The 18,808-nt window shown below is 72.3% G+C and carries 19 protein-coding genes and 2 pseudogenes; 14 read left to right on the top strand and 7 right to left on the bottom strand.

The annotated features are described in order from the left end of the window. Positions 1 to 32 precede the first annotated feature (32 nt). Positions 33 to 530, top strand: coding sequence for a response regulator transcription factor (locus ACGFYU_RS01550; protein WP_393825207.1), 498 nt, complete (start codon positions 33 to 35; stop codon positions 528 to 530). A 41-nt stretch (positions 531 to 571) separates the two neighbouring features. Here ACGFYU_RS01550 and ACGFYU_RS01545 read toward each other — a convergent pair whose 3' ends face one another. Next, the gene (locus ACGFYU_RS01545) at positions 572 to 769 is read right to left on the bottom strand and encodes a hypothetical protein (protein WP_393825206.1); all 198 of its coding nucleotides are present in this window, start codon (positions 767 to 769) and stop codon (positions 572 to 574) included. 186 nt (positions 770 to 955) lie between these two features. Here ACGFYU_RS01545 and ACGFYU_RS01540 point away from each other — a divergent pair, with 186 nt between their 5' ends. Together ACGFYU_RS01540 and ACGFYU_RS01535 are read left to right on the top strand one after the other, a co-directional pair. Next, complete coding sequence (locus ACGFYU_RS01540; protein ID WP_393825205.1) at positions 956 to 2,368, top strand: transcriptional regulator; 1,413 nt, start codon at positions 956 to 958, stop codon at positions 2,366 to 2,368. 114 nt (positions 2,369 to 2,482) lie between these two features. Continuing rightward, positions 2,483 to 3,601, top strand: a complete 1,119-nt coding sequence (locus tag ACGFYU_RS01535; protein ID WP_393825204.1) for a nucleotide disphospho-sugar-binding domain-containing protein — start codon at positions 2,483 to 2,485, stop codon at positions 3,599 to 3,601. 82 nt (positions 3,602 to 3,683) lie between these two features. Here the strand turns inward: ACGFYU_RS01535 and ACGFYU_RS01530 are convergent, their stop codons facing one another. Further along, entirely contained in the window at positions 3,684 to 4,139 is a 456-nt protein-coding gene (locus tag ACGFYU_RS01530; protein WP_393825203.1) for a transglycosylase SLT domain-containing protein, read from the bottom strand. Between the two features lie 476 nt (positions 4,140 to 4,615). Next, a complete protein-coding gene (locus tag ACGFYU_RS01525) occupies positions 4,616 to 4,936 on the bottom strand; it encodes a hypothetical protein (RefSeq protein WP_393825202.1) in 321 nt (106 codons plus the stop codon). A 571-nt stretch (positions 4,937 to 5,507) separates the two neighbouring features. Here ACGFYU_RS01525 and ACGFYU_RS01520 point away from each other — a divergent pair. Then, the gene (locus ACGFYU_RS01520) at positions 5,508 to 6,323 is read left to right on the top strand and encodes a tetratricopeptide repeat protein (protein ID WP_393825201.1); all 816 of its coding nucleotides are present in this window, start codon (positions 5,508 to 5,510) and stop codon (positions 6,321 to 6,323) included. Positions 6,324 to 6,346: 23 nt separating this feature from the next. Continuing rightward, positions 6,347 to 6,700, top strand: coding sequence for a VOC family protein (locus ACGFYU_RS01515; protein WP_393825200.1), 354 nt, complete (start codon positions 6,347 to 6,349; stop codon positions 6,698 to 6,700). 12 nt (positions 6,701 to 6,712) lie between these two features. Here ACGFYU_RS01515 and ACGFYU_RS01510 read toward each other — a convergent pair whose 3' ends face one another. Together ACGFYU_RS01510 and ACGFYU_RS01505 are read right to left on the bottom strand one after the other, a co-directional pair. Continuing rightward, positions 6,713 to 6,838: a hypothetical protein gene (locus ACGFYU_RS01510; RefSeq protein WP_393825199.1), complete on the bottom strand. Its 126-nt coding sequence runs from the start codon at positions 6,836 to 6,838 to the stop codon at positions 6,713 to 6,715. A 65-nt stretch (positions 6,839 to 6,903) separates the two neighbouring features. Next, positions 6,904 to 7,913 (bottom strand): annotated as a pseudogene (locus tag ACGFYU_RS01505) (zinc-binding dehydrogenase). A 253-nt stretch (positions 7,914 to 8,166) separates the two neighbouring features. Between ACGFYU_RS01505 and ACGFYU_RS01500 the strand changes: the two are divergent. After that, positions 8,167 to 8,739 (top strand): TetR/AcrR family transcriptional regulator, encoded by a 573-nt coding sequence (locus ACGFYU_RS01500; RefSeq protein WP_393825454.1) that lies wholly within the window; start codon positions 8,167 to 8,169, stop codon positions 8,737 to 8,739. A gap of 31 nt (positions 8,740 to 8,770) precedes the next feature. Here ACGFYU_RS01500 and ACGFYU_RS01495 read toward each other — a convergent pair. Beyond that, positions 8,771 to 9,034, bottom strand: a pseudogene (locus ACGFYU_RS01495) (hypothetical protein); the annotation flags it as partial. A gap of 105 nt (positions 9,035 to 9,139) precedes the next feature. Next, positions 9,140 to 10,567, bottom strand: coding sequence for an FAD-dependent oxidoreductase (locus ACGFYU_RS01490; RefSeq protein ID WP_393825198.1), 1,428 nt, complete (start codon positions 10,565 to 10,567; stop codon positions 9,140 to 9,142). A 73-nt stretch (positions 10,568 to 10,640) separates the two neighbouring features. On the opposite strand from ACGFYU_RS01490, the gene ACGFYU_RS01485 reads away from it, so the two are divergent. The 8 genes from ACGFYU_RS01485 to ACGFYU_RS01450 all read left to right on the top strand — a co-directional run bounded on the left by ACGFYU_RS01485 (position 10,641) and on the right by ACGFYU_RS01450 (position 18,802). Beyond that, on the top strand, positions 10,641 to 11,288 hold the full coding sequence (locus ACGFYU_RS01485) for a TetR/AcrR family transcriptional regulator C-terminal domain-containing protein (RefSeq protein WP_393825197.1): 648 nt from the start codon (positions 10,641 to 10,643) through the stop codon (positions 11,286 to 11,288). A gap of 173 nt (positions 11,289 to 11,461) precedes the next feature. After that, the gene (locus tag ACGFYU_RS01480; protein WP_393825196.1) at positions 11,462 to 12,400 is read left to right on the top strand and encodes an amidohydrolase family protein; all 939 of its coding nucleotides are present in this window, start codon (positions 11,462 to 11,464) and stop codon (positions 12,398 to 12,400) included. 149 nt (positions 12,401 to 12,549) lie between these two features. Beyond that, on the top strand, positions 12,550 to 13,296 hold the full coding sequence (locus ACGFYU_RS01475) for a cupin domain-containing protein (protein ID WP_393825195.1): 747 nt from the start codon (positions 12,550 to 12,552) through the stop codon (positions 13,294 to 13,296). Beyond that, positions 13,293 to 14,369 (top strand): hypothetical protein, encoded by a 1,077-nt coding sequence (locus ACGFYU_RS01470; protein ID WP_393825194.1) that lies wholly within the window; start codon positions 13,293 to 13,295, stop codon positions 14,367 to 14,369. The genes ACGFYU_RS01475 and ACGFYU_RS01470 overlap by 4 nt, the downstream gene beginning before the upstream one ends. Beyond that, complete coding sequence (locus ACGFYU_RS01465) at positions 14,366 to 15,469, top strand: hypothetical protein (RefSeq protein ID WP_393825193.1); 1,104 nt, start codon at positions 14,366 to 14,368, stop codon at positions 15,467 to 15,469. Before ACGFYU_RS01470 ends, ACGFYU_RS01465 begins: the two co-directional genes overlap by 4 nt. Continuing rightward, positions 15,466 to 16,341, top strand: coding sequence for a hypothetical protein (locus tag ACGFYU_RS01460; RefSeq protein ID WP_393825192.1), 876 nt, complete (start codon positions 15,466 to 15,468; stop codon positions 16,339 to 16,341). Before ACGFYU_RS01465 ends, ACGFYU_RS01460 begins: the two co-directional genes overlap by 4 nt. Before the next feature lie 43 nt (positions 16,342 to 16,384). Beyond that, positions 16,385 to 16,933: a hypothetical protein gene (locus ACGFYU_RS01455; protein WP_393825191.1), complete on the top strand. Its 549-nt coding sequence runs from the start codon at positions 16,385 to 16,387 to the stop codon at positions 16,931 to 16,933. 81 nt (positions 16,934 to 17,014) lie between these two features. After that, a complete protein-coding gene (locus ACGFYU_RS01450) occupies positions 17,015 to 18,802 on the top strand; it encodes an asparagine synthetase B family protein (RefSeq protein WP_393825190.1) in 1,788 nt (595 codons plus the stop codon). Positions 18,803 to 18,808: the final 6 nt, after the last annotated feature.

Genomic DNA, 18,808 nt, shown 5'->3' with positions numbered 1-18,808 from the left:
GAGGCTCCCGCTGCTCCAGTCCGTTCGGGCACGTGCGCTGTTCCGCGTACTTTTCCGGTTCGGTCAGCCGCGCCCTCGGCCGCCTCGCCCTGACCGCCGGCCGCCGGGAACTCGCGGAGGAGCTGCTGCGCGAGGCGCTGGTCCGCAACCGGGCGCTCGGCGCGCGGCCGTACGTGGCCCTGACCTGCCTGGACCTCGCCTCCGTCCAACGCGACAAGGGAGCGCTCGCGGAGGCGGCCGCCCTCGCCGAGGAGGCACGGGCGATCGCGGGCCGGCTCGACCTGCCGGGCCCGGCCGCCGCCGCGAAGCGACTCGTCGACGAGATCGCCGCCCGGCGGGAAGGCGCCGACCCGCTCACTCCGCGCGAACGCCAGATCGCCGAGTTCGTGGCCCGGACCCGTACGAACCGTCAGATCGCCGAAGATCTCGTCATCTCCGAACGCACGGTGGAGAGCCACGTCCGCAACATCCTCGCCAAGCTCGGCTACGCCAACCGGACCGAAATGGCGGCGCGATGGGCCGGGCACTGATCCCGAGGGCTACCCAGGGCTCCGGGCCCGCGGACCCCACGTCATCGGGTGTCGTCGTGCCGTCGGTCGGTGTACGACTGCGCCAGCAGCTGTACGAGCGCCTCCCCCGCTGCCGCCGCCGCGACCGACCAGCCGTCACCGGGCGGGGGACCGGCCGCGATGAGCGCGAATAAGCCGACGAGCACCATCAGGCGAATCCACTCCGTCACGCCCCAGCCGTTTCGCTTCTCGCCGTTCATTTCGGCCTCCTCCACTCCAGAGATGGGACTTTCGGCCCATCAGCCAGATGTCCTGGCCCTACTGTTGGCGGCAGGAGTGGGGTGGGCACAGGTGCGCGCCATCGGGCAGGGGGTGCAGTAGGGGGCTCGAAAAGGGCGCGTTGACGGCAAAGACTTAGTCAAGCCGAGGCTGGATCACTAGCGTGGGTGGTCAAGCGGACCAATCGCATCGGGGGTCTGATGAGTATTCGTCGAGAACCGAACCGAAACCTGCAGGACCTGATCACTGAAGCACGGTTTTCTCGCAAGGGGCTGGCGCGCCGTGTCAGCGAACTCGCCTCCACGCAGGGCCTCAGCATGGGCTGCGACCACACGGCGGTTGCCCGCTGGCTGGCCGGTTCGGTTCCGAGGGATCCCACCCCGCGGCTCCTGGCGCAGGTGTTCTCCCAGCGTCTCGGCCGGATGCTGACACCTCAGGACCTCGGCATGGACATCGTCTCGGAAGACCACACGATCGGCCTCCGCTATCCCAGGAATACAGAACGCGCTGTCGATACGGCGAGGCTTTTGTGGAGGTACGACGTGGAGAGTCGTGGGTTTCTCATGGACTCCGTCTTTGTGGCAGGGGCCGTCTCGGCCGCCAGTCGCGACTGGCTGATCGGCGGTCCTCGCGAGGACGTGAGTTATACGGGCACCGATGGTCGCGTCACCATGGCCGACGTGCGCCACGTACGCGCGCTGGGCAATGAATTCGAGCGGCTCAGCCACGAGTTCGGAGCGCAGCGCATCCGTCGACACATGATCAACTATCTGCATTTCGATGTCGCGCCATTGCTGAAGAAGTCCCGGACCGACGAGGTGGGCCGCGCCCTCCTGCAAACCGCGGCGGAGTTCACCGCTGCCGCCGGCTATATGGCCATCGACTGCAACGATCTCAATCTGGCGGAGCGCTACTACATCCTGGCCCTGGGGCTCGCCCATGCCGCCGATTCGCGGGACTACGGCGCCCAGGTCATGGCCACCCACATGGGGCACCTCGCGCTCTACGCTCAGCATCCGGCCGAGGCTGTGCAACTCGCCGAAGCGGCCAGGTTGGGAGGGCGGCAACGGGGCGGGCACCTCGCCCTTGCGGTGGCCTGGGTCGTCGAGGCGCGGGGACATGCCCGAATGGGGGACGGACGGGCCTGCGCCCGCGCCCTGTCGGAAGCCGAGCAGCATTTCGACCGGTCGAGCCCATCGGACGATTCGGCGGCCTACCTGCGCTACTTCAAGGAGGCCTACTTGGCGGACGCGTTCGCCCACTGCTTCAGGGACCTGAACGAGCCCGCCAAGGCCTGCCAGTACGCGCAGGCCGCCCTGCTGGACCTGCCCGCGACGCACATGCGCCGCCGCTCGATCAACACCGGCATCCTCGCCCACGCCGACCTGGCGAAGAACGAGCCCGAAGCGGCCGCCCGGCACGGGCTGGAGGCGGTCCGGCTCACCCGGCAGCTCCACTCTCCACGGGCGTTCCGCCGGATCGCCCGACTGCGCAAGCAGTTCGAGCCGTACCGGGGCCTTCCGGAAGTCGCGGCGTTCGTAGAGCAGGCCGACACCCTGTTGGCAGAGGCACGGGTCTGAGGCGGCCGTGGGGGTCGGCCGAAATTCTTTCTTCTCGGTGGAAACTGACAGAGTCGCAGATTCGTTCGACTGTCTGTCAGAAGAATCATGGAGTTCCACCCGAGGAGTAGCGCAGTGCGCGTACTGTTCACCGGCCCCGCCGCGGCGGGCCACCTGTTCCCCATGGTGTCGACCGCCCAGGCGCTCCAAGCCGCCGGGCACCAAGTGCTGTTCGCCGGCTCGGCCCCGCTCGATCAGATGCGGCAGGCCGGCCTGCCCACCGTCGAAATAGGCGACGGCTCAACGCTGATGGAGGCCTTCCGGCGCGCCTCGGACGGCGCCCAGCCGCAGTTCATCACAGACGGCAAGAGCCCGCAGGACATGGAGCGGCTGGCCGCAGCCGGTTTCGCCGAACACAGCCGGGTCACCATCGACGACCTGCTCGCGGTCGCCACCGCCTGGCGGCCGGACGTCATCGTCCACGCAGCCTTCCAGGCCGCCGCACCGCTGGTCTCGGCGGCTCTCGGCATACCCGCCGTGGTGCACAACTTCGGCGTGATGTCCGGCTTCAAGATGGTCGGCGTTCTCGCCGAATTCCTGGCGGACGAGTACCGGGCCCGGGAGGTCGAAGGCCCGGCCACCCACACCGTCCTCGACGTCGTACCCGCATCCCTCGGCGGGGACGGCACCGGCTGGCGGGTCCGCTACGTGCCGTACAACGGCGGCGGCACGGTGCCCCGCGATCTCATGGCCCGTGGCTCCAGGCCCCGGATCGCCGTCACCCTCGGGACGGTGGTGACCGCGTACGCGGGTGTCGACCCGGTCTCCCGGGTGATCACCGAGGCCGCCTCGGTCGACGCCGATTTCCTGCTCGCCGTCGGCGACACCGACCTGGGCCCGCTCGGCACCCTTCCCGCCAATGTCCGCGCCCTGCCGTGGGTGCCGCTGGCCCAGCTGCTGGACACCGCCGACGCGATCGTGCACCACGGCGGCGCCGGCACCATGCTCACCGCCGCCGCCCGGGGCGTCCCCCAGCTGATCCTCCCGCAGGGCGCCGACCACTTCATCAACGTCGATGCCGCGACGGAGCTGGGCTTCGCCCTCCGCGCGAGTGGCGACGGCGTGGACGCCGCCCTGCTGAGCCGTCTCCTCACCGACGACGACCTCCGCAAGGCCGCCGCCACCACCCAGGCCGAGATCGACGCGCTCCCCTCCCCCACCGACCTCGTCGCCTCCTTCGAGGCCCTCGTGTAGCGCCGCTCCGCATACGCGAAGACGCTCGGCCGGGGAGAGATCCCGGCCGAGCGTCTTCGTGTGTCTGCTGCCCGCTGGTGGCTTAGTACCAGTGGTGGGTCTGCCAGAAGTTCCAGGCACCCACGGGGCTGCCGTAGCGCTCGTTCATGTAGTTCAGGCCCCACTTGATCTGGGTGGCCGGGTTGGTCTTCCAGTCCGAACCCGCCGAGGCCATCTTCGAGGCCGGCAGGGCCTGGACCAGACCGTAGGCGCCCGAGGAAGAGTTCGTGGCGGTGTGGTCCCAGCCGCTCTCGCGGGAAACGATGTTGTTGAAGGCCGCGAACTGCGCCGGGTCCTTGATCATCTGCTGGGCGATCGCCTTCGCACCCATCGGGGCGGCCTGCGCGGGAACCGCGGCAAGCATGGAACCGGCGACGCCCAGGGCGAGGACGGTACCCGCGAGGGTCTTCTTGGAAGCGGCGATGCGGCGGATGACGGCGTTGGACACGGATTGACCTTCCGAAGGGAACAGGGGCGGTCGCACCGCATGCCGGAGCATGCGTGAGCCACTCACGCGGAGGAGAGGGGTTCGTCCGCGGCGGGTGAAGCACCCGGGCCGCTCGGCGACTCATCCAGTTCTACAGACGCCCCGACGGCCTGGCAACGAACCCTCTTACTAGGAGCCCTCGCAGGTGGGGACCGGTGGCCCTTCGGCGTGGGTGGGAGGATCTGCGCAGGTGGGAGCCCGTGCCAGACAGCGATATCGGGCCGCGGGGAGCTACTAGCCCGGTTCGTATGTGACGTGGGTCCTATGGGGCGGGTCACCCCCGGGGCGCCCGAATCTCACTGAACGTGATCGGTTGTATGCCTTCGAGGGGCCCAGTCCGATGTCCGATTTATGACTGAATCGAATGGAATCATGCGATTGGGGCTGTCTTCGACGTGGCCCGCCGGTACCCCCGTCCCTACCGGCGAGGCGTCCGGCGGCGCACGCCTAGCGGGCGGACCGAATATCGGCCCGCCCGCGACTCGGAGCTACCACTGGGGTCCGCAGTTGGGGAGGAAGGGCTTCTTCTCGCACACCGGAGGGGCCGGATACTTCGGCGTCGCGATCGTGTGCGGTATGTAGTAGGTGAGGTTCCCCTTCGAATTCTGCAAGGACTTGCGCGGAGTGCTGTCGGAATCCCCGTCTGCGACCACAGTGGCCGCCGACGAGGGGGCGGCTACGGCAGCGGAAGCAGAGGTCACGAGTACGGGCGCGGACGCCAGGACGGTCAGGAGCAGACCCGCCCTGATCCCGTTCTTCCAGCCGCGCCGGTGCTGGGCATCTGCCGGGTTGCCGAAGTTGCGAGCCATGGGAGCGTTCCTTCGCAGTGCGGGCAGGGCCACGTTCGACCCTGCGGATGTGGGGGCAAGGCGAGTGGAATCCGCCTCGCGATGTGCCCTCGACTGGCAGCGGGCACCTGTTCAGTAGGCCCGAGTGGACGACTTCGGTCATGTCGTGAAAACACGTGTCTTGACGAGGGTGGACATGCACGCTAGAGGCGCCGCAGGCACTGCGGAGCCTCCCACCGCATGCGGTCCGCTCCGTCAAGCCACGAGAACACGTGACTGGGTCCGTCGAGCACCCCGCCGTTCCCTGAAAGCCACCCCCGGATGTACCGGGAGGAAGAGCGAAGGGAGAACGGTTCCCCGCACGACAAGCACTCCACGGCCGACGCGAGGCGTGTGCTCGCCGCAGCGCTCACGGCTCTGGCGCTGGCCTCCGGCGCGGCGTCGGCACTGGCCTCGCCTGCAAATACAAAGGCGCCCGCCATGGCCCACAGCGATCATCCGACCACGCTCGGTCTCGTCAGGCCCGTCCCTGGAGCGCTGAGCAGAAACCACAACGAGACCGTCCTGACCCGCGACTGAGGTACCGGGTCACATGGACGCCGAACAGAGTGACAGCCCCGACCGGCTCCTCGCCGCCGTGTACCGGATGCGCGGTGACTATCGGCGGGCACAGGAGTTGCTGCGTGCGGCCCTCCGCGGGACCGATGACGCCGCACCTCCGTGTGACCTGCCCGAGTGGGCGAACCTGCTGAACGAATTGGCCGTCACCTGCAAGTACACCGGCGACTTCGACGAGGCCGAGCGGCTCTACCGCCGGGTGTGGGCGGTGCTGGTGCGGACCGGGGGTCCCGACCATCCGGAGCTGGCCACCGTCTGGCACAACCTCGCGGGTCTGGCGCACGCCCGCGGTGACTTCGCCACCGCCGAACCGTTGGCCCGCCGCTCGGTGGCCCTGCGCGAGCACGTCCTGGGGTGCGACCACCCCACCGTGGCCGCCGACCGCGCCGCCCTCGCGGCGATCCTGGACGGCCTGGGTGAGCGCCGGGAGGCGGAGAGCCTGTTGCGGGCGGCGCTGGGGGTGTTCAGCCGCGTGTACGGTCCCATGCACCACGAGACGGCCGTCACCTGCCACAACCTGGCGTGCCTCGCCTACCGGCGTGGTGGGCTGGAGGAGGCCGAGGCGCTGTTCCGTCGGGCGCTGGCCATCAAGGAGACGGTACTCGGGCGGGACCATCCGGAGCTGGCCGTGACGCTGAACGGCCTGGCCTTGGTCCGGGAGGACCTCGGCATGCGGGCGGAGGCCCGCTGGCTCGTACACCGGGCTCTGGGTGTTCTGGAGGGGGCCGTGTCGCCCGATCATCCGCTGCTGTCCGTATGCCGCGGCCACGATGCCGCGCTGAGCGGCTGACGCCGTCCTGGCAATATGGCGGCATGGAACGTGTGCTTGGAATCGGCGGCTACTTCATGCGCGCCGCCGACCCGGCGGCCCTGGACGCGTGGTACCGCGATTGCCTGGGCCTGGACGCCGATGAGAACGGCCTGTGGCATCAGGGAGCCGGGGTGACGGTGTTCGCGGCGTTCGAGTCCGAGACCGACTACTTCGGGTCCCGCGACCGGCAGACGATGCTCAACTTCCGGGTTCGCGACCTGGATGCGATGCTCGCCCAGCTGCGTGCCAAGGGAGCGGACGTGGCGGAGGAAACGCAGGACATGGAGGGTGTCGGCCGATTCGGCCGGGTCACCGACCCCGAGGGCAATCGGATCGAGCTGTGGCAGCCGGTCTGACCGCGTATTCCTTCAGGTGAGCCGGTTGCGGAACTGGGTGTGCAGTTCGGTGACGGCCGCTTCCGCCTGCGGAGAGATGCGGGTGAGGTTGAGGAAGGCGTGGATCAGCCCGTCGTACGTGCGGGCGAAGACGTCCACGCCCGCTTGCGTGTCGTCGGGTGGGGTGGGGCGAGGGGGCGGGTCGAGGTGCTCCGGTCGCGGGATCAGGGGCGTAGGACGAGGCGGATGGGGTCGCCTTCCTTGGTCCGCAGGCGCTCGACGGCCTTGGCCGCGTCGGCTAGCAGGAGTACGCGGTGATGGAGCGGGAGAAGTCCAGTCGGCCGCCTTGGGCCAGGCCTATCAGCTGCGGTACGGCGTCCTCCGCGGATCCGTAGTGGCCGAGGATCTGGTGCTGGAGGTAGCTGAAGAGGGTGCCGTCGGTGACGGTCAGCGGGTGGTCGGTCATGCCGACGAGGACCAGACGCCCCTTCGGGCCGAGGACGGTCAGGGCCTGTTCCCGTACGGTCGCGACGCCGGCGAAGTCGAACGCGGCCTCCAGCGCACGGCCTGCGGTGGCGGCCAGGACCCGCTCGCTCAGGCTCGGGTCGGCCGGGTCCAGGGCCAGGTCGGCGCCGAAGTCGAGTGCGCGGTCCCGGGCGGCCGGGGCCGGGTCCACGGCGACGATCGGGTGGGCGCCGATGGCACGCAGCAGCTGGACGGCGTGGGCGCCGAGTCCGCCGATGCCCCACACCCCGACCGCCTGGCCCGGGCGTACGCCGGCGGTCGTGGTGATGGCTCCCCAGGGGGTGGAGACGGCGTCCGGGATGATCGCGGCCTGCTCGAAGGGAATCGAGTCGGGCAGGGCTACGAGGGTCGGGGCGGAGGCGAGTGCGTACCCGGCCCAGCCGCCGTCGTAGTCGACGCCACGCGTCAGGACCCGGCCGTCGCGCGCCTCACCCGCCTGGAGGACGACCCGCCGTCCCGCCGTCCAGCCGGTCACTTCCGGTCCGCACTCGGCGATGGTGCCGACGACCTCGTGTCCGAGGGTGACGGTGTCGCCCTGCAGGTGGGCGGGGGTGAGGGTGCCGTCGATGAGGTGTACGTCGGACAGGCACACGCCTGCCGCCTCCACCTTGACCAGCACCTGTCCGGGGCCGGGGGTGGGAACGGGCACCTCCTCGAGGGTCAGGGTGCGCGAGGGGATGTGCAGGCGCGCGGCACGCATGAGTTCCATTGCGGGGTGATCCATTCCGGTCTGTGGCACGGCGGGCCTGGGGCGGGCCGACGGGGCGGGGTCCGGCCGGCCCGTGCGGGTGAGCGATCCGCGAGCTAACGCAAGTCGTCTTGCTTTCCAACGTACGCCGGGCCGCCTCCTATCGCAAGGCCCCTTGCGATAGGGTGACCGGGTGACGAGCAGCGAGGGCGAGATCGAGGGCAAGGAGACGGGCGCGCGCCAAGCGCCGCCGCTGAGACGGCGCGGGGAACGGATGCGGCAGGCCGTCATGGCCGCCACGGTGGACCTGCTCACCTCTCAGGGGCTGGCCGCCACCACCGTCGCCTCCGTCGCGCGCGCGGCAGGCGTCCACGAGACCTCCGTGTACCGGCGCTGGAAGACCCGCGAGAACCTGATCTTCGAGGCGCTCGCCACGCACACCGAGCAGGCCCTGCCCACCCCCGACAGCGGCAGCGTCCGGGAGGACCTGTACGAGCTGTTCACGGCGCTGACCCGGTTCTTCGACACTCCCGTCGGCACCGCGCTGCTCCTGCTGGGGACGGTCCGCGAGGAAGGCGCCCTGGAGGAGGGACGGCGCGCGTACTGGCGGGCCCGCCTCGAGCGTGCCGAAACGCTCGTCCGGCGCGGCATCAACCGCGGCGAACTGGCCGCGGACACCGACCCGCACCTGCTCGTGGAAGCCATCACGGGCCCGCTCCTCGCCAGGGTCCTCCTGACCGGCGAACCACTCGACGAAACCGTCGCCCCACGCCTGGTCGACCTCACCCTGGACGGCTCCCGCCCCCGGCCGGCGAGTACGACCCCGGCCGCTCCCACCGCGGACTGACCACAGAGGGTCCGCGAGCGGGAAACGGACCCTATGACGAGAGCACCTCTTCCCAGCACGCTCGCAGCTGCGCCTGCAGGCCGGAGACCGATGCCGCGTCGCAGGACAGGACGACCACGAGCCTGCTGAGGTCAACGCCCTGGGGCCGCTTCATGGAGGACCACCGCCGTCCTGCCCGCAGGAGGGTCCCGAAGAGCAGCCGCCGTCCGGCGGCATCCCCCGACAGCGCCTCATCCGCGGCCTCGACGATCAGTACGTACTGGTCCGCGGGCAGCCAGTGCAGATCACGCAGGCAGTCGAAGAGGGCGTGCCGGCAGGGCGCCCCGCTCCGGAATGACGTGGGCCCAGGGCACGATCTGCTCCGCCGTCATCCTGCCTCCAGTGGTCCAGGGCGCCGGGTTCAGGCGCCGGTGCGGGACAGGTACGGGGCCATGTCCGTCGGGGTGTCGCCCGCCCAGCCTATGTAGCCGTCGGGGCGGACGAGGAAGAGGCCGTCTCCGTACGCCTCGTACGACGGGACGCGTACCGTGTGGACCGCCGGGAGCGGCGGGAGCTGTGCCGACGCGGCCGGGCCGACGGCCAGCAGGGTCCAGTGCGGGCCCCGGAACTCGTCGAAGAGTCGTACGCCGCGCAGCCCGTCGGGGGCCCGGTCGCCGGCCCGCAGGGCGGCGTCGGGCAGGCCCGTGCGGGTTTCCACCGCGAGCGAGGAGCCCCGGTAGCCGAGGCCCAGCTGCTGGGTGGCCTCGCCGCGCCGGACCTCGCCCCGGTGGACCCGGGTGGAGAGGCCGAGCATCTCGGCGGCGATGGGCCGGCGCTCCTCCTCGTAGGTGTCGAGGAGGGATTCGGGTGCCAGGCCGCCCAGTACCGCGCCGAGCTTCCAGCCCAGGTTGTACGCGTCCTGCACGCTGGTGTTGAGCCCCTGGCCACCGGCGGGCGAGTGGAGGTGCGCGGCGTCCCCGGCGAGGAAGACGCGTCCCGCGCGGAAGCGGTCGGCCAAGGCGGCCCGCGGGCGGAAGTCCGAGGACCAGCTCACCGCGGTCACGTCGTCGGGAGCCAGGTGCGAGCGGGCCGCGACGACCGCGCGGATCCCCTCGAGGGACAGGTCCACGTCCGTACCCTCCGGGAACCGGGCCACGACCTGGAAGTCCTCCGTCCCGGCCAGCGGGCAGACCGCGAGGAAGCCCGCGTTCTCGGAGGGCGGGAAGATGTGCCAGTTCTCGCGGTCGAGCCCGCTGATGCGGACGTCGGCGACGAGCATGGGGTGCGGGTCCACGGTCTCGCCCGTCATGGCGATGCCGAGCGCGCGCCGTACGGCCGAGCGGCCGCCATCGGCCGCGACGGCGTACCGCGCGCGGACCGGCGGGCCCGCCGCGAAGGCGGCCGTGACCCCGTCCGCGTCCTGCTCCAGCCCCACCAGCTCGCGGCCGAAGGCGATCTCACCACCCAGTTCCGCGAGGCGGGCGGCGAGGATCTCCTGCGTGCGCCACTGCGGCACCATCCAGGGCTCGCGGTACGGGGAGTCCTCGCTGCCCGCCTCGCTCTCGTCGAACATCCGGTGCTCGCCCAGACGCTCGCCGCCCTGCCAGATCATCCCGACCGGGTACGGGCTTCCGGCCGCCCGGATCGCCTCGCCGACGCCGAGGTCGTCGAAGACTTCCTGGGTGCGGGGCTGGATGCCCTTGCCGCGCGAGCCGGGGAAGAGCCCGTCGGCCCGCTCCACGGCGAGGGCGCGCACCCCGCGCCGGGCCAGGTCCACGGCGAGCGTGAGGCCGGTGGGGCCTGCGCCGACGATCAGTACGTCCCGTTCATCAAGGTCGTCCGTGTACATCCGCTTCTCCTTAACGTTGTTAAGTTGCCGCCTCCCAGAGGGTCTCCTTAACGGTGTTAAACTGTCAAGTGTGATGGCTCGTAGATCTCCCGGACTCGACAAGAAGCAGGTCGTGGACACCGCGCTGCGGCTGCTCAACGAGGTCGGCCTCGAAGGCCTGACCCTCCGGGCGATCGCGAAGGAGCTGGAGGTCCAGGCACCGGCCCTGTACTGGCATTTCCAGGGCAAGCAGGAGCTGCTCGACGAGATGGCCACCGAGATGTACCGGCGGATGGTCGCGGACACGGACCTCGCGGCGGGCGCCACCTGGCAGGAGCGGCTCACGGTCGGCAACCGCGGTCTGCGCCGGGCGCTGCTCGGCTACCGCGACGGTGCGAAGGTCTTCAGCGGCTCCCGCTTCACGGGCACCGAGCACGCCGTGCAGATGGAGGCGAGCCTCCGGTCGTTCGTCGAGGCCGGACTCACGCTGCCGCAGGCGGTGCGGGCCACGTCCACCGCGTACCTCTTCACCCTCGGCTTCGTCACCGAGGAGCAGGGGGTCGAACCGCTCCCGGGCGACCGCAGGGAGGGCTACGACGTCGACGAACGAGCCACCCGCATGGCCGACTTCCCGCTCGCGGCGGCAGCCGGCGCCGACCTCTTCCAGAACTACGACGACGGCTTCGAGGAGGGCCTGGCCCTGGTGATCGCAGGCATCGAGGCACGCTACCGAGTCGGTTGACCGGCCCGGGACGCGTCGTGCCGGGTACCGTGCGGCGGCCGTTCGGGTGATCTCCGGCGCGGACGCGCCCGTGTCCCCTGCCCGGCACGCCACGCCGCCCGCGCCGTCCCTTCTCATGGAACGGGCCGACCCGCCGCAGCCCGTTCGCCACATCCGAGGAGGCTCAGTCAGGCATGACGCCCCCCGCACGCATCGACGTCCACCAGCACGTGATCCCGCCGGACCGCAGCCGCGCCCTCGCCGACCGCGCCGCGGCCCTCGGCTGGCCCGCGCCCGCATGGGACGAGCAGAGCGCGCTCGCCATGATGGACCGGCGGTCGATCGCCACCGGTGTCCTGTCGTACGCGGCTCCGCTCGCGGCCCCCGACGACCCCGCCGGCGCCCGGAAGTCGGCCCGGAGCGTGAACGAGTTCACCGCCGAACTGGTCAAGGACCGGCCCGACCGCTTCGGCCACTTCGCCGCCCTGCCCCTGCCCGACGTGGACGGGGCGCTCACCGAGGCCGCGTACGCACTGGACGTCCTGCACGCCGACGGTGTGATGGTGCTGTCCAACGCCAACGGCCGCTACCTCGGCGACCCGGCCTTCGAGCCGCTGTGGGCCGAACTGGACGCCCGCGCCGCCGTCGTCCTCGTCCACCCCACGGCGCCGCCGGGCACGATGGTTCCGGGCCTGCCCAGCCCGCTCGTCGACTTCCCGTACGACACCGCCCGAACCGCCCTGCACATGGCCGTCAGCGGGGTTCCGGGCCGGTACCCCCGGATGAAGCTCATCCTGCCCCACGCCGGCGGCTTCCTGCCGTACGCCGCCCAGCGGTTCGCCGTCGCCGCCCACCTGCATCCCGGATCCACCCCGCAGGGCCTGATGGGCGAGCTCCGGCGCTTCTACTTCGACACCGCCATCTCCGCCGGCCCCGCCGCCCTGCCGTCCCTGCTCGCCTTCGCCGCGCCCGGACACGTGCTGTACGGCAGCGACTTCCCCATGCTCCCCGAGGACTGGGGTACGGACTTCGACACCGGCCTGGACGAGTACCCGCACTGGCAGGACGGAGACCTGCACGCCATCAACCGCGGCAACGCCGAACTGCTCATCCCCCGCCTCGCGCGGACCTGACGGGCCGCTCCGCGGGCGCACGTCACCGGGCGGCCATCCGCCGGTTGCCCGGGGTATGCCCGGACACCTCCCGCTCGTTGCGATCAAGGCCTTACCATGCGCATGCGAGGCGCGGGGAGCGCCGCCGCGGAGCGTCAGGGGGAGGCGCGATGGCCGAAAGACCGTACGACCGCATACCCGGATCGCGCGCGATGTCCGAGGACGCGCTCGACCACGCCGCGCGCGGTCTGCCGGGCGGGGTGGAGCTGTACCACCTGAGGCCGGACGGCGGCATCGTGCTGGCCGACCGGGAGGGTTCCCGGGAGCTCGGGCCCGAGCGGGAGTTCCTGCGGTTCATCGATGACGGGCAGTTCGCGCACTACCTCGTGGGCGATGCCGGCACCTCGCCGGAGCGGCCTTCCAACGCCACCGTGAAACTCGGGGTGGTGGGCCCGCGCAGCGCCTTCACCCCGCACGCGCACGGGGGCGAGCACTTCGTCCTCAGCCTCGGCCACGCCGCCTGCGGACTCCACGACGCGGACCGCGGCCGCGTCGCTGAAGTCCTGCTCGCTCCGGGCATGTTGATCCGCATCCCGGAGATGATGCCGCACTCGTTCGCGAACCGCGGTGACGCCCCGTTGACCATCCTCGCCGCCAACACGGGGTACGGGATCGACCACGAGGACTACGCGATCACCGCGGCGGCCGCCGAGCGGCGGGCCGCCGCGATCACCGCGCGGCCCGGACCGACGGCCGCCACCACCCTCGCGACCGCCACCGACTACCGGGTCCTCGCCGCCGCGCTGCGCGACATCGAGCGCGCCCAGCAGGACCACGGCATCGCCGGAACCACCGTCCGCGAGCGTCTGGCCGCACGGCTGCGCCGGGTGGCCACGGCTCTGGAGGTCCGCCGGTGATCTGCCCGAACTGCGAACGCAACCTGCTGCGCAAGGAGCGCACCGGCAACATCTGCGGCCACTGCAAGCGACGCTACGCGCTGGACCCCAAGACCAACTCCCTGCGCCTGAACGACCTCCGGGTGCGTCGGATCGCCATCCGGCTGACGGAGGGCGGCCGGACCCGGGTCACCCCGGGCCAGTTGTGGTACGCGCTGTCCCGCAAGCGGATCAGGGAGAGCGAGTTCGCACCCGGATGCGCGGGCGGGGCGTTCGCGGGCGGCGCGCTCGTCAGCCTCTGGGCCCTCTTCGGCGGGCTGCCGTTCATGCTGTACGTCTCCGGGGCCCTGCTGGCCGTCGGGCTCGGCATCCTGATCGCCCGGAAGACGGGTGCGGGCCGTGGCATCCCGCCCATGAGCCGCGGAGACTTCCGTTCGGTGGCGCTCGCCGAGTGGCAGCGGGTGTACGGGAACCTGCCGCCCGGCGTGGTCGACGACGCCGGCCACCCCTGGCCCCGGCGGCCGGCCGGCGCGTCGGCGCCGAACGCCGTGCTCGTCTGCCCCGACCCCTCCATCGCCGCCTTCCTCACGGCCAACGGTGTGCCCGAGCACCACGGCATCGCCCTCGCCCAGGGCGTCGAGCACGTCACGGCCCTGCTCCCCGACCTGCCCGCGCGCGGCCCGGTCCTGGTGCTCCACGACGCCGACGCGCGCGGTGCACTGCTCCTGCGGCAGCTCCGCGAGAGCCTCCCCGACCGCCCGGTGGTCGACGCCGGGGTGCCGCTGCGTACGGTGCGCGGTCTGCCGAAGGCCGTTGCCTACCGCGACCCCCACCGCAAACCCACGGCGGAGGAGGTTCGCCGGCTCACCGCCCTCGGCGAGTTCACTCCGGAGGAATTGAAGTGGCTGGCGCAGGGGTGGCGGTTCCCGCTCGTCGGTCTCCCCCCGGCCCGGCTGCTTTCCGTGGTCGACCGGCTCGCCGCACAGGTCGGCCGCGGTGTCGACGCCGAACGGCGCCGCGCCGCGGAGGTCGGCTTCATGACCTGGCCCGGGCCCGCCGGGAACGACCGGGATCCGGCGGGTGGCGGCCGGTGATCTGCCCGAACTGCTCGACCGAGCTGAAGCGCACGGAGCGCACGGGCCAGGTGTGCTCCCACTGCCGCCGCCGGTACGCCCTGGACCCCCAGGTGCACGGCCGCGGCATGCACGACCTGCGGATCCGCCGCTGTGTGGAATCCCTCACCGACCACGGCCGTCTCAAGGTGACCGTCACCCAGCTCTGGTACCGCTCCCGTACCCGCAGCAGCGCCTGGCCGGCGCGCGAGGCGCGCGGGATCCGGCCCGGCATCCGCTGGCCCGTCGTGCTGACGGTCTGCGCCGGGCTCCTCGTGTGCTGGGCCCTCACGACCGGTATCCCCGCGTTCCTGGCCGCGGTCGGAGCCGTGGTCGTCCTCCTGGCCTCCCGGTTCGTGCCGTACGAAGAGGCCCGTGGCGCGGGCTCGTGGATCAGCCCCAGCGAGGAGACCTTCCGGAAGCTGATGACGGGTGCCTGGCAGCACGCGTACGGGGCGCTGCCCGCGGGCGTGGTGAACGACGAGCGGCACACCCCCCGGCCCACCGGGCCCGGGCCGACCCGCCCCAGGGTCGTGATCCTGTGCACCGACCGCGCCACCGCGGCGTTCCTCCGGGCCAACGACATCCCGCCGCGCCTGCGAGCCGTACTCGTGGAGGCGGAACCGGAGGTCGCTCACGAGACCCTCGTCGACATACCGGGCAGGCTCCCGGTAGTGGTCCTGCACGACGCGAGCCACCTGGGCGCGCTGCTGGCACCGCTCCTGCGCATCGAGCACCCGGACCGGGCCGTGGTGGACGCCGGGCTGCCGGTGGCCGCGGTCCGGCGCCGCGCCGGGGCGGTCCACCGGGTGTCGCCCGCCCCGGACATCGACACCGCGGATCTCCGGGCCGTGGCCGGGCTGTCCGAGGCGGACACCGCCTGGCTGGCCCAGGGCTTCTGGAGCCCGATCGCGGCCGTGCCGCCACCCCTGCTCGCCACCGTCGTCGAGGAGGCCGTGGAACGAGCGGTGACGGCGCGGCCCGAATCCGCCCCGGCGTACGGGTTCATGACCTGGCCGGACACGGACGGCGCGGCGGCAGACGCGGACACCACCGGGGAAAAGGGCACGCCCGCCACATGAGCACGCGTACGAACACGGGCCCGGGCACTCCCGCCTGCGGCGACCGGCTGATCGACCTGGCGATCGGCGCGGCGGCCGCCCGCGCGGCCGAGCCCGGCGGGCTTCGGTTCACGGAGCGTCAGCTCTACTACGAGACCTGCCGCGTCCTCAGCCCGGCCGCGCCGCTGCTGCGCCGCGTCCCCGGCACCCCGCCACCGGCGCTGCGCCTGCCTTCGTTCACCCGCGTGCTGGACGCGCGGGGCCGGGAGACCGTACCGGGTCTGCTGCCGACCGCCGTGCCCCCGGCGGACCTCTCGCGGGACCGGCCCTCCGAACCGGACCTGTACGCCTACGGCCTCCCCCGCCTGCTGGTCTGCCAGGACCGATCGATCGCCGCGATGCTGCTCGCCAACCACGTCCACCTCGAGGCGGCCTGCCCCCTCCTCGCGGCACCCGACGCGCTGCCCCTGGACCCGCGTCTCCTCGCGGCCCTGGAGCGGGCGGGCGGGGCCACGGTGCACGTCCTGCACGACGCGAGCCCCGAGGGCGTGACGCTCCCGGCGCGGGTGAGGGCGGCGCTCGGCCCCGTGCCCGGGGTACGGGTCGGCTCCCTGGGGCTCGTACCGAGGCACGCCGCCTCCCTGCGGCTGCCCTCGGGGCGCGGCCCGGCTCCCGACCCGGCGGCGGGCGCCGACTGGCCGGGCGCGCTGCGGCCGCGCGAGGCGGCCTGGCTGGCGCGGGGCCGGTTCGCCGAGGTGGCCGCCGTACCACCGGCCAGGCTCGTACGGACGGTACTGCGCCTGACCCGGGGTCCGCGGCCGCCCCGCGACTCCACATGGGGCGAGCTGCGCGGTCTGCGGGCCGCCGGCTTCATGACCTGGCCCGCCGCGTGAACGGCCCCCGTGACCCCTTCCACACACCCGAGGTACGCACACGATGATCCGGCCCCAAGAGATCGGCTACGCGGACGAACTCCTCGCCGACGGCACCGTCCACCGCAGGTACGAAGACGGCCTGGAGGAGTGGCGCAGCCGCACCCCCGGCCGCCCCCACCTGGTGCGCTGGCACGACAATCGCGGCACCTCGGGGACCGACGAGCTGCTCGGCAACCACATCGTCAAACGCACCCTCGCCGACGGCACCGCCCTCTACGCCCGGGACATCGGCTACGGGCGTACGGTCTGGCCGCGCGGCGAGCGGGTCACCGTCAACCGGACCTCCGTCGGCGGCCGGATGGCGGTGCTGCTCGCCGGCCTGGGGGTGGCCACCCTCGCCATCACGGCCGCGCACCTGCCGCCGATCGACATGACCCCGGTCGAGGAAGAGGCCCTGCGCCGCCAACAGCAGCAGAGCCAGGCCTCGTCGGGCTCCGGCGGGGACGGCGGAGGGGGCGACTCCGGGGGCGACGGGGACTCCGGTGACGACAGCTGGGAAACGGGCTGGGACGAGGACGCGGACGCCTGGAGCGACGACGACTTCGGCTGAGCCGGACCGCGAAGCACAAAGCACGAAGCGCGAAGCGCGCAGCACTGAGCAGTACGCGAGCACGAGGGACAGGAGCCATCCGTGGCACGATTCTGCGCCTGCCTGGCCGACACCACCGGGCAGGCCCGCGCCCATCTGGAGGCGCTGGGCGCCGCCGGACCGGGCCACGCCCCCGTGGACGTACCGGGCGCCGGGCTGGGCCTCATCGGCGGCGAACCCGGCAGCGCCGCCGGCCCGTTCACGGCGCACGGACGCACCGCGGTCGGCGAGGTCACCCTGCACAACCGCCCGGTGCTCCTGGCCGCCCTCGCGGCCGGGGCCACCGCCGCTCCCCCGCCGTCCGACTGCTCCGACGGGGAACTGCTCCTCCACTGCTGGGCGTTGCTCGGCGAGGCGGGCGTGGCGCTCGCCGAAGGGATGTTCGTCCTGGCCGTGCTCGACGGCCCCGACCTGGTCCTGATCCGCGACCACGTCGGCGCCCGCACCCTCTTCTACGCGCGGGCCGACGGCGCCTGGGCCGCCTCCACCTCCCTGCGGGCGCTGCGCCGCTGGCCGGCGCTCGGCACGTCCGTGAACCTGTCCGCGGTCCGCTCCTTCCTCACCTTCGCGTACCTGCCCGGCGAGGAGACCCTGCTCACCGGGGTCCGCGAGGTACTGCCCGGCCGCGTACTGCGGCTCGCCCGCGACGGCCGGGTCACCGAGACCGTCCACTGGGAGCCCCGGGAGCGCGTCGAGGAGCCCGGCCCCGCCGACCCGACCGGCCATGTCCTGGCCCTGCGCGCCCTGTTGGAGCAGGCCACGGCGGCCCGGCTGCCGGTGGCGGAGCCCGCGGCGGTGCTGCTCTCCGGGGGCATCGACAGCTCCCTCGTCACGGCGCTGGCCGCGAAGCTGCACGGCCACCCGGTCCACACGTACTCGATCAGCTTCGGCGACGACCTGCCGAACGAACTCGGCTACTCGGGCCTCGTGGCCTCCCACTGCCACACCCGGCACCGGATCCTGAACGTCTCGGGGGCGGCCGTGGCGGCGCGGCTGGCGGAGGCCGCGGCGCTGCTGGACAGCCCGGTCGGGGACCCGCTGACGGTGCCGAACCTGATGCTGGCCGAGGCCGTGGCCGCGGACGGCGCCTCCGTGGTCCTCAACGGCGAGGGCGGCGACCCCGTCTTCGGCGGCCCCAAGAACCTCCCCATGCTGGTCCAGGAGATGCACCGGACTCCGGGCGCGCCCTGGGACGAGGACCGGGCGACCGCGTACCTGCGCTCGTACCGCAAATGCTGGACGGACCTCCCGGTCCTGCTGACGGCCCCGGTACTCGACGCGCTGCGGGACGCCCCGCGCCTGGAGCGGCACGTGGAGCCGTACCTGCTCCCGGAGGCCGACGGCGGCGGCCCGTACGCCATGGAACACCTGCTGAACCGCCTGCTCCACTGCAACCTCCGGACCAAGGGGGCGCACCACATCCTGACGAAGGTGGAACGCCTCACCTCCTCCCAGGGCGTGGAGGGCCGCTCCCCGCTTTTCGACCGGTCGGTCATCGACCACGCCTTCGCCACCCCGCCGGGGTACAAGCTCCGCGGCACGGCGGAGAAGTGGATCCTGAAGGAAGCCGTACGGGACCTGCTGCCGGGTACGGTGGTCGACCGCCCGAAGAGCGGAATGCGGGTGCCGGTCCAGCAGTGGCTGACCGGTCCGCTGCGCGACCTCGGCCACGAACTCCTCCTCGGACGCCGCTCCCGGGAGCGGGGCCTGCTCCGACCGGAGACCATCCGTACCTGGCTCAAGGGCGAGGGCACGCTGCTGCCCCGCCAGGGCGGCAAGTTGTGGCTGGTGCTGACGCTGGAGCTGTGGCTGAGGGCGTACGACGTATGAGTTCCG

It is taken from the genome of Streptomyces sp. NPDC048337, from assembly GCF_043201175.1.
Classification (GTDB): domain Bacteria; phylum Actinomycetota; class Actinomycetes; order Streptomycetales; family Streptomycetaceae; genus Streptomyces.
This window is presented reverse-complemented; position numbering and strand designations above follow the sequence as displayed.

Coding starts and splice junctions, on each gene's coding strand:
- ACGFYU_RS01545 (WP_393825206.1), bottom strand. CDS start 769: ATGAACGGCGAGAAGCGAAACGGCTGGGGCGTGACGGAGTGGATTCGC.
- ACGFYU_RS01530 (WP_393825203.1), bottom strand. CDS start 4,139: ATGCTCCGGCATGCGGTGCGACCGCCCCTGTTCCCTTCGGAAGGTCAA.
- ACGFYU_RS01525 (WP_393825202.1), bottom strand. CDS start 4,936: ATGGCTCGCAACTTCGGCAACCCGGCAGATGCCCAGCACCGGCGCGGC.
- ACGFYU_RS01520 (WP_393825201.1), top strand. CDS start 5,508: ATGGACGCCGAACAGAGTGACAGCCCCGACCGGCTCCTCGCCGCCGTG.
- ACGFYU_RS01515 (WP_393825200.1), top strand. CDS start 6,347: ATGGAACGTGTGCTTGGAATCGGCGGCTACTTCATGCGCGCCGCCGAC.
- ACGFYU_RS01500 (WP_393825454.1), top strand. CDS start 8,167: ATGCGGCAGGCCGTCATGGCCGCCACGGTGGACCTGCTCACCTCTCAG.
- ACGFYU_RS01490 (WP_393825198.1), bottom strand. CDS start 10,567: ATGTACACGGACGACCTTGATGAACGGGACGTACTGATCGTCGGCGCA.
- ACGFYU_RS01485 (WP_393825197.1), top strand. CDS start 10,641: ATGGCTCGTAGATCTCCCGGACTCGACAAGAAGCAGGTCGTGGACACC.
- ACGFYU_RS01480 (WP_393825196.1), top strand. CDS start 11,462: ATGACGCCCCCCGCACGCATCGACGTCCACCAGCACGTGATCCCGCCG.
- ACGFYU_RS01475 (WP_393825195.1), top strand. CDS start 12,550: ATGGCCGAAAGACCGTACGACCGCATACCCGGATCGCGCGCGATGTCC.
- ACGFYU_RS01460 (WP_393825192.1), top strand. CDS start 15,466: ATGAGCACGCGTACGAACACGGGCCCGGGCACTCCCGCCTGCGGCGAC.
- ACGFYU_RS01455 (WP_393825191.1), top strand. CDS start 16,385: ATGATCCGGCCCCAAGAGATCGGCTACGCGGACGAACTCCTCGCCGAC.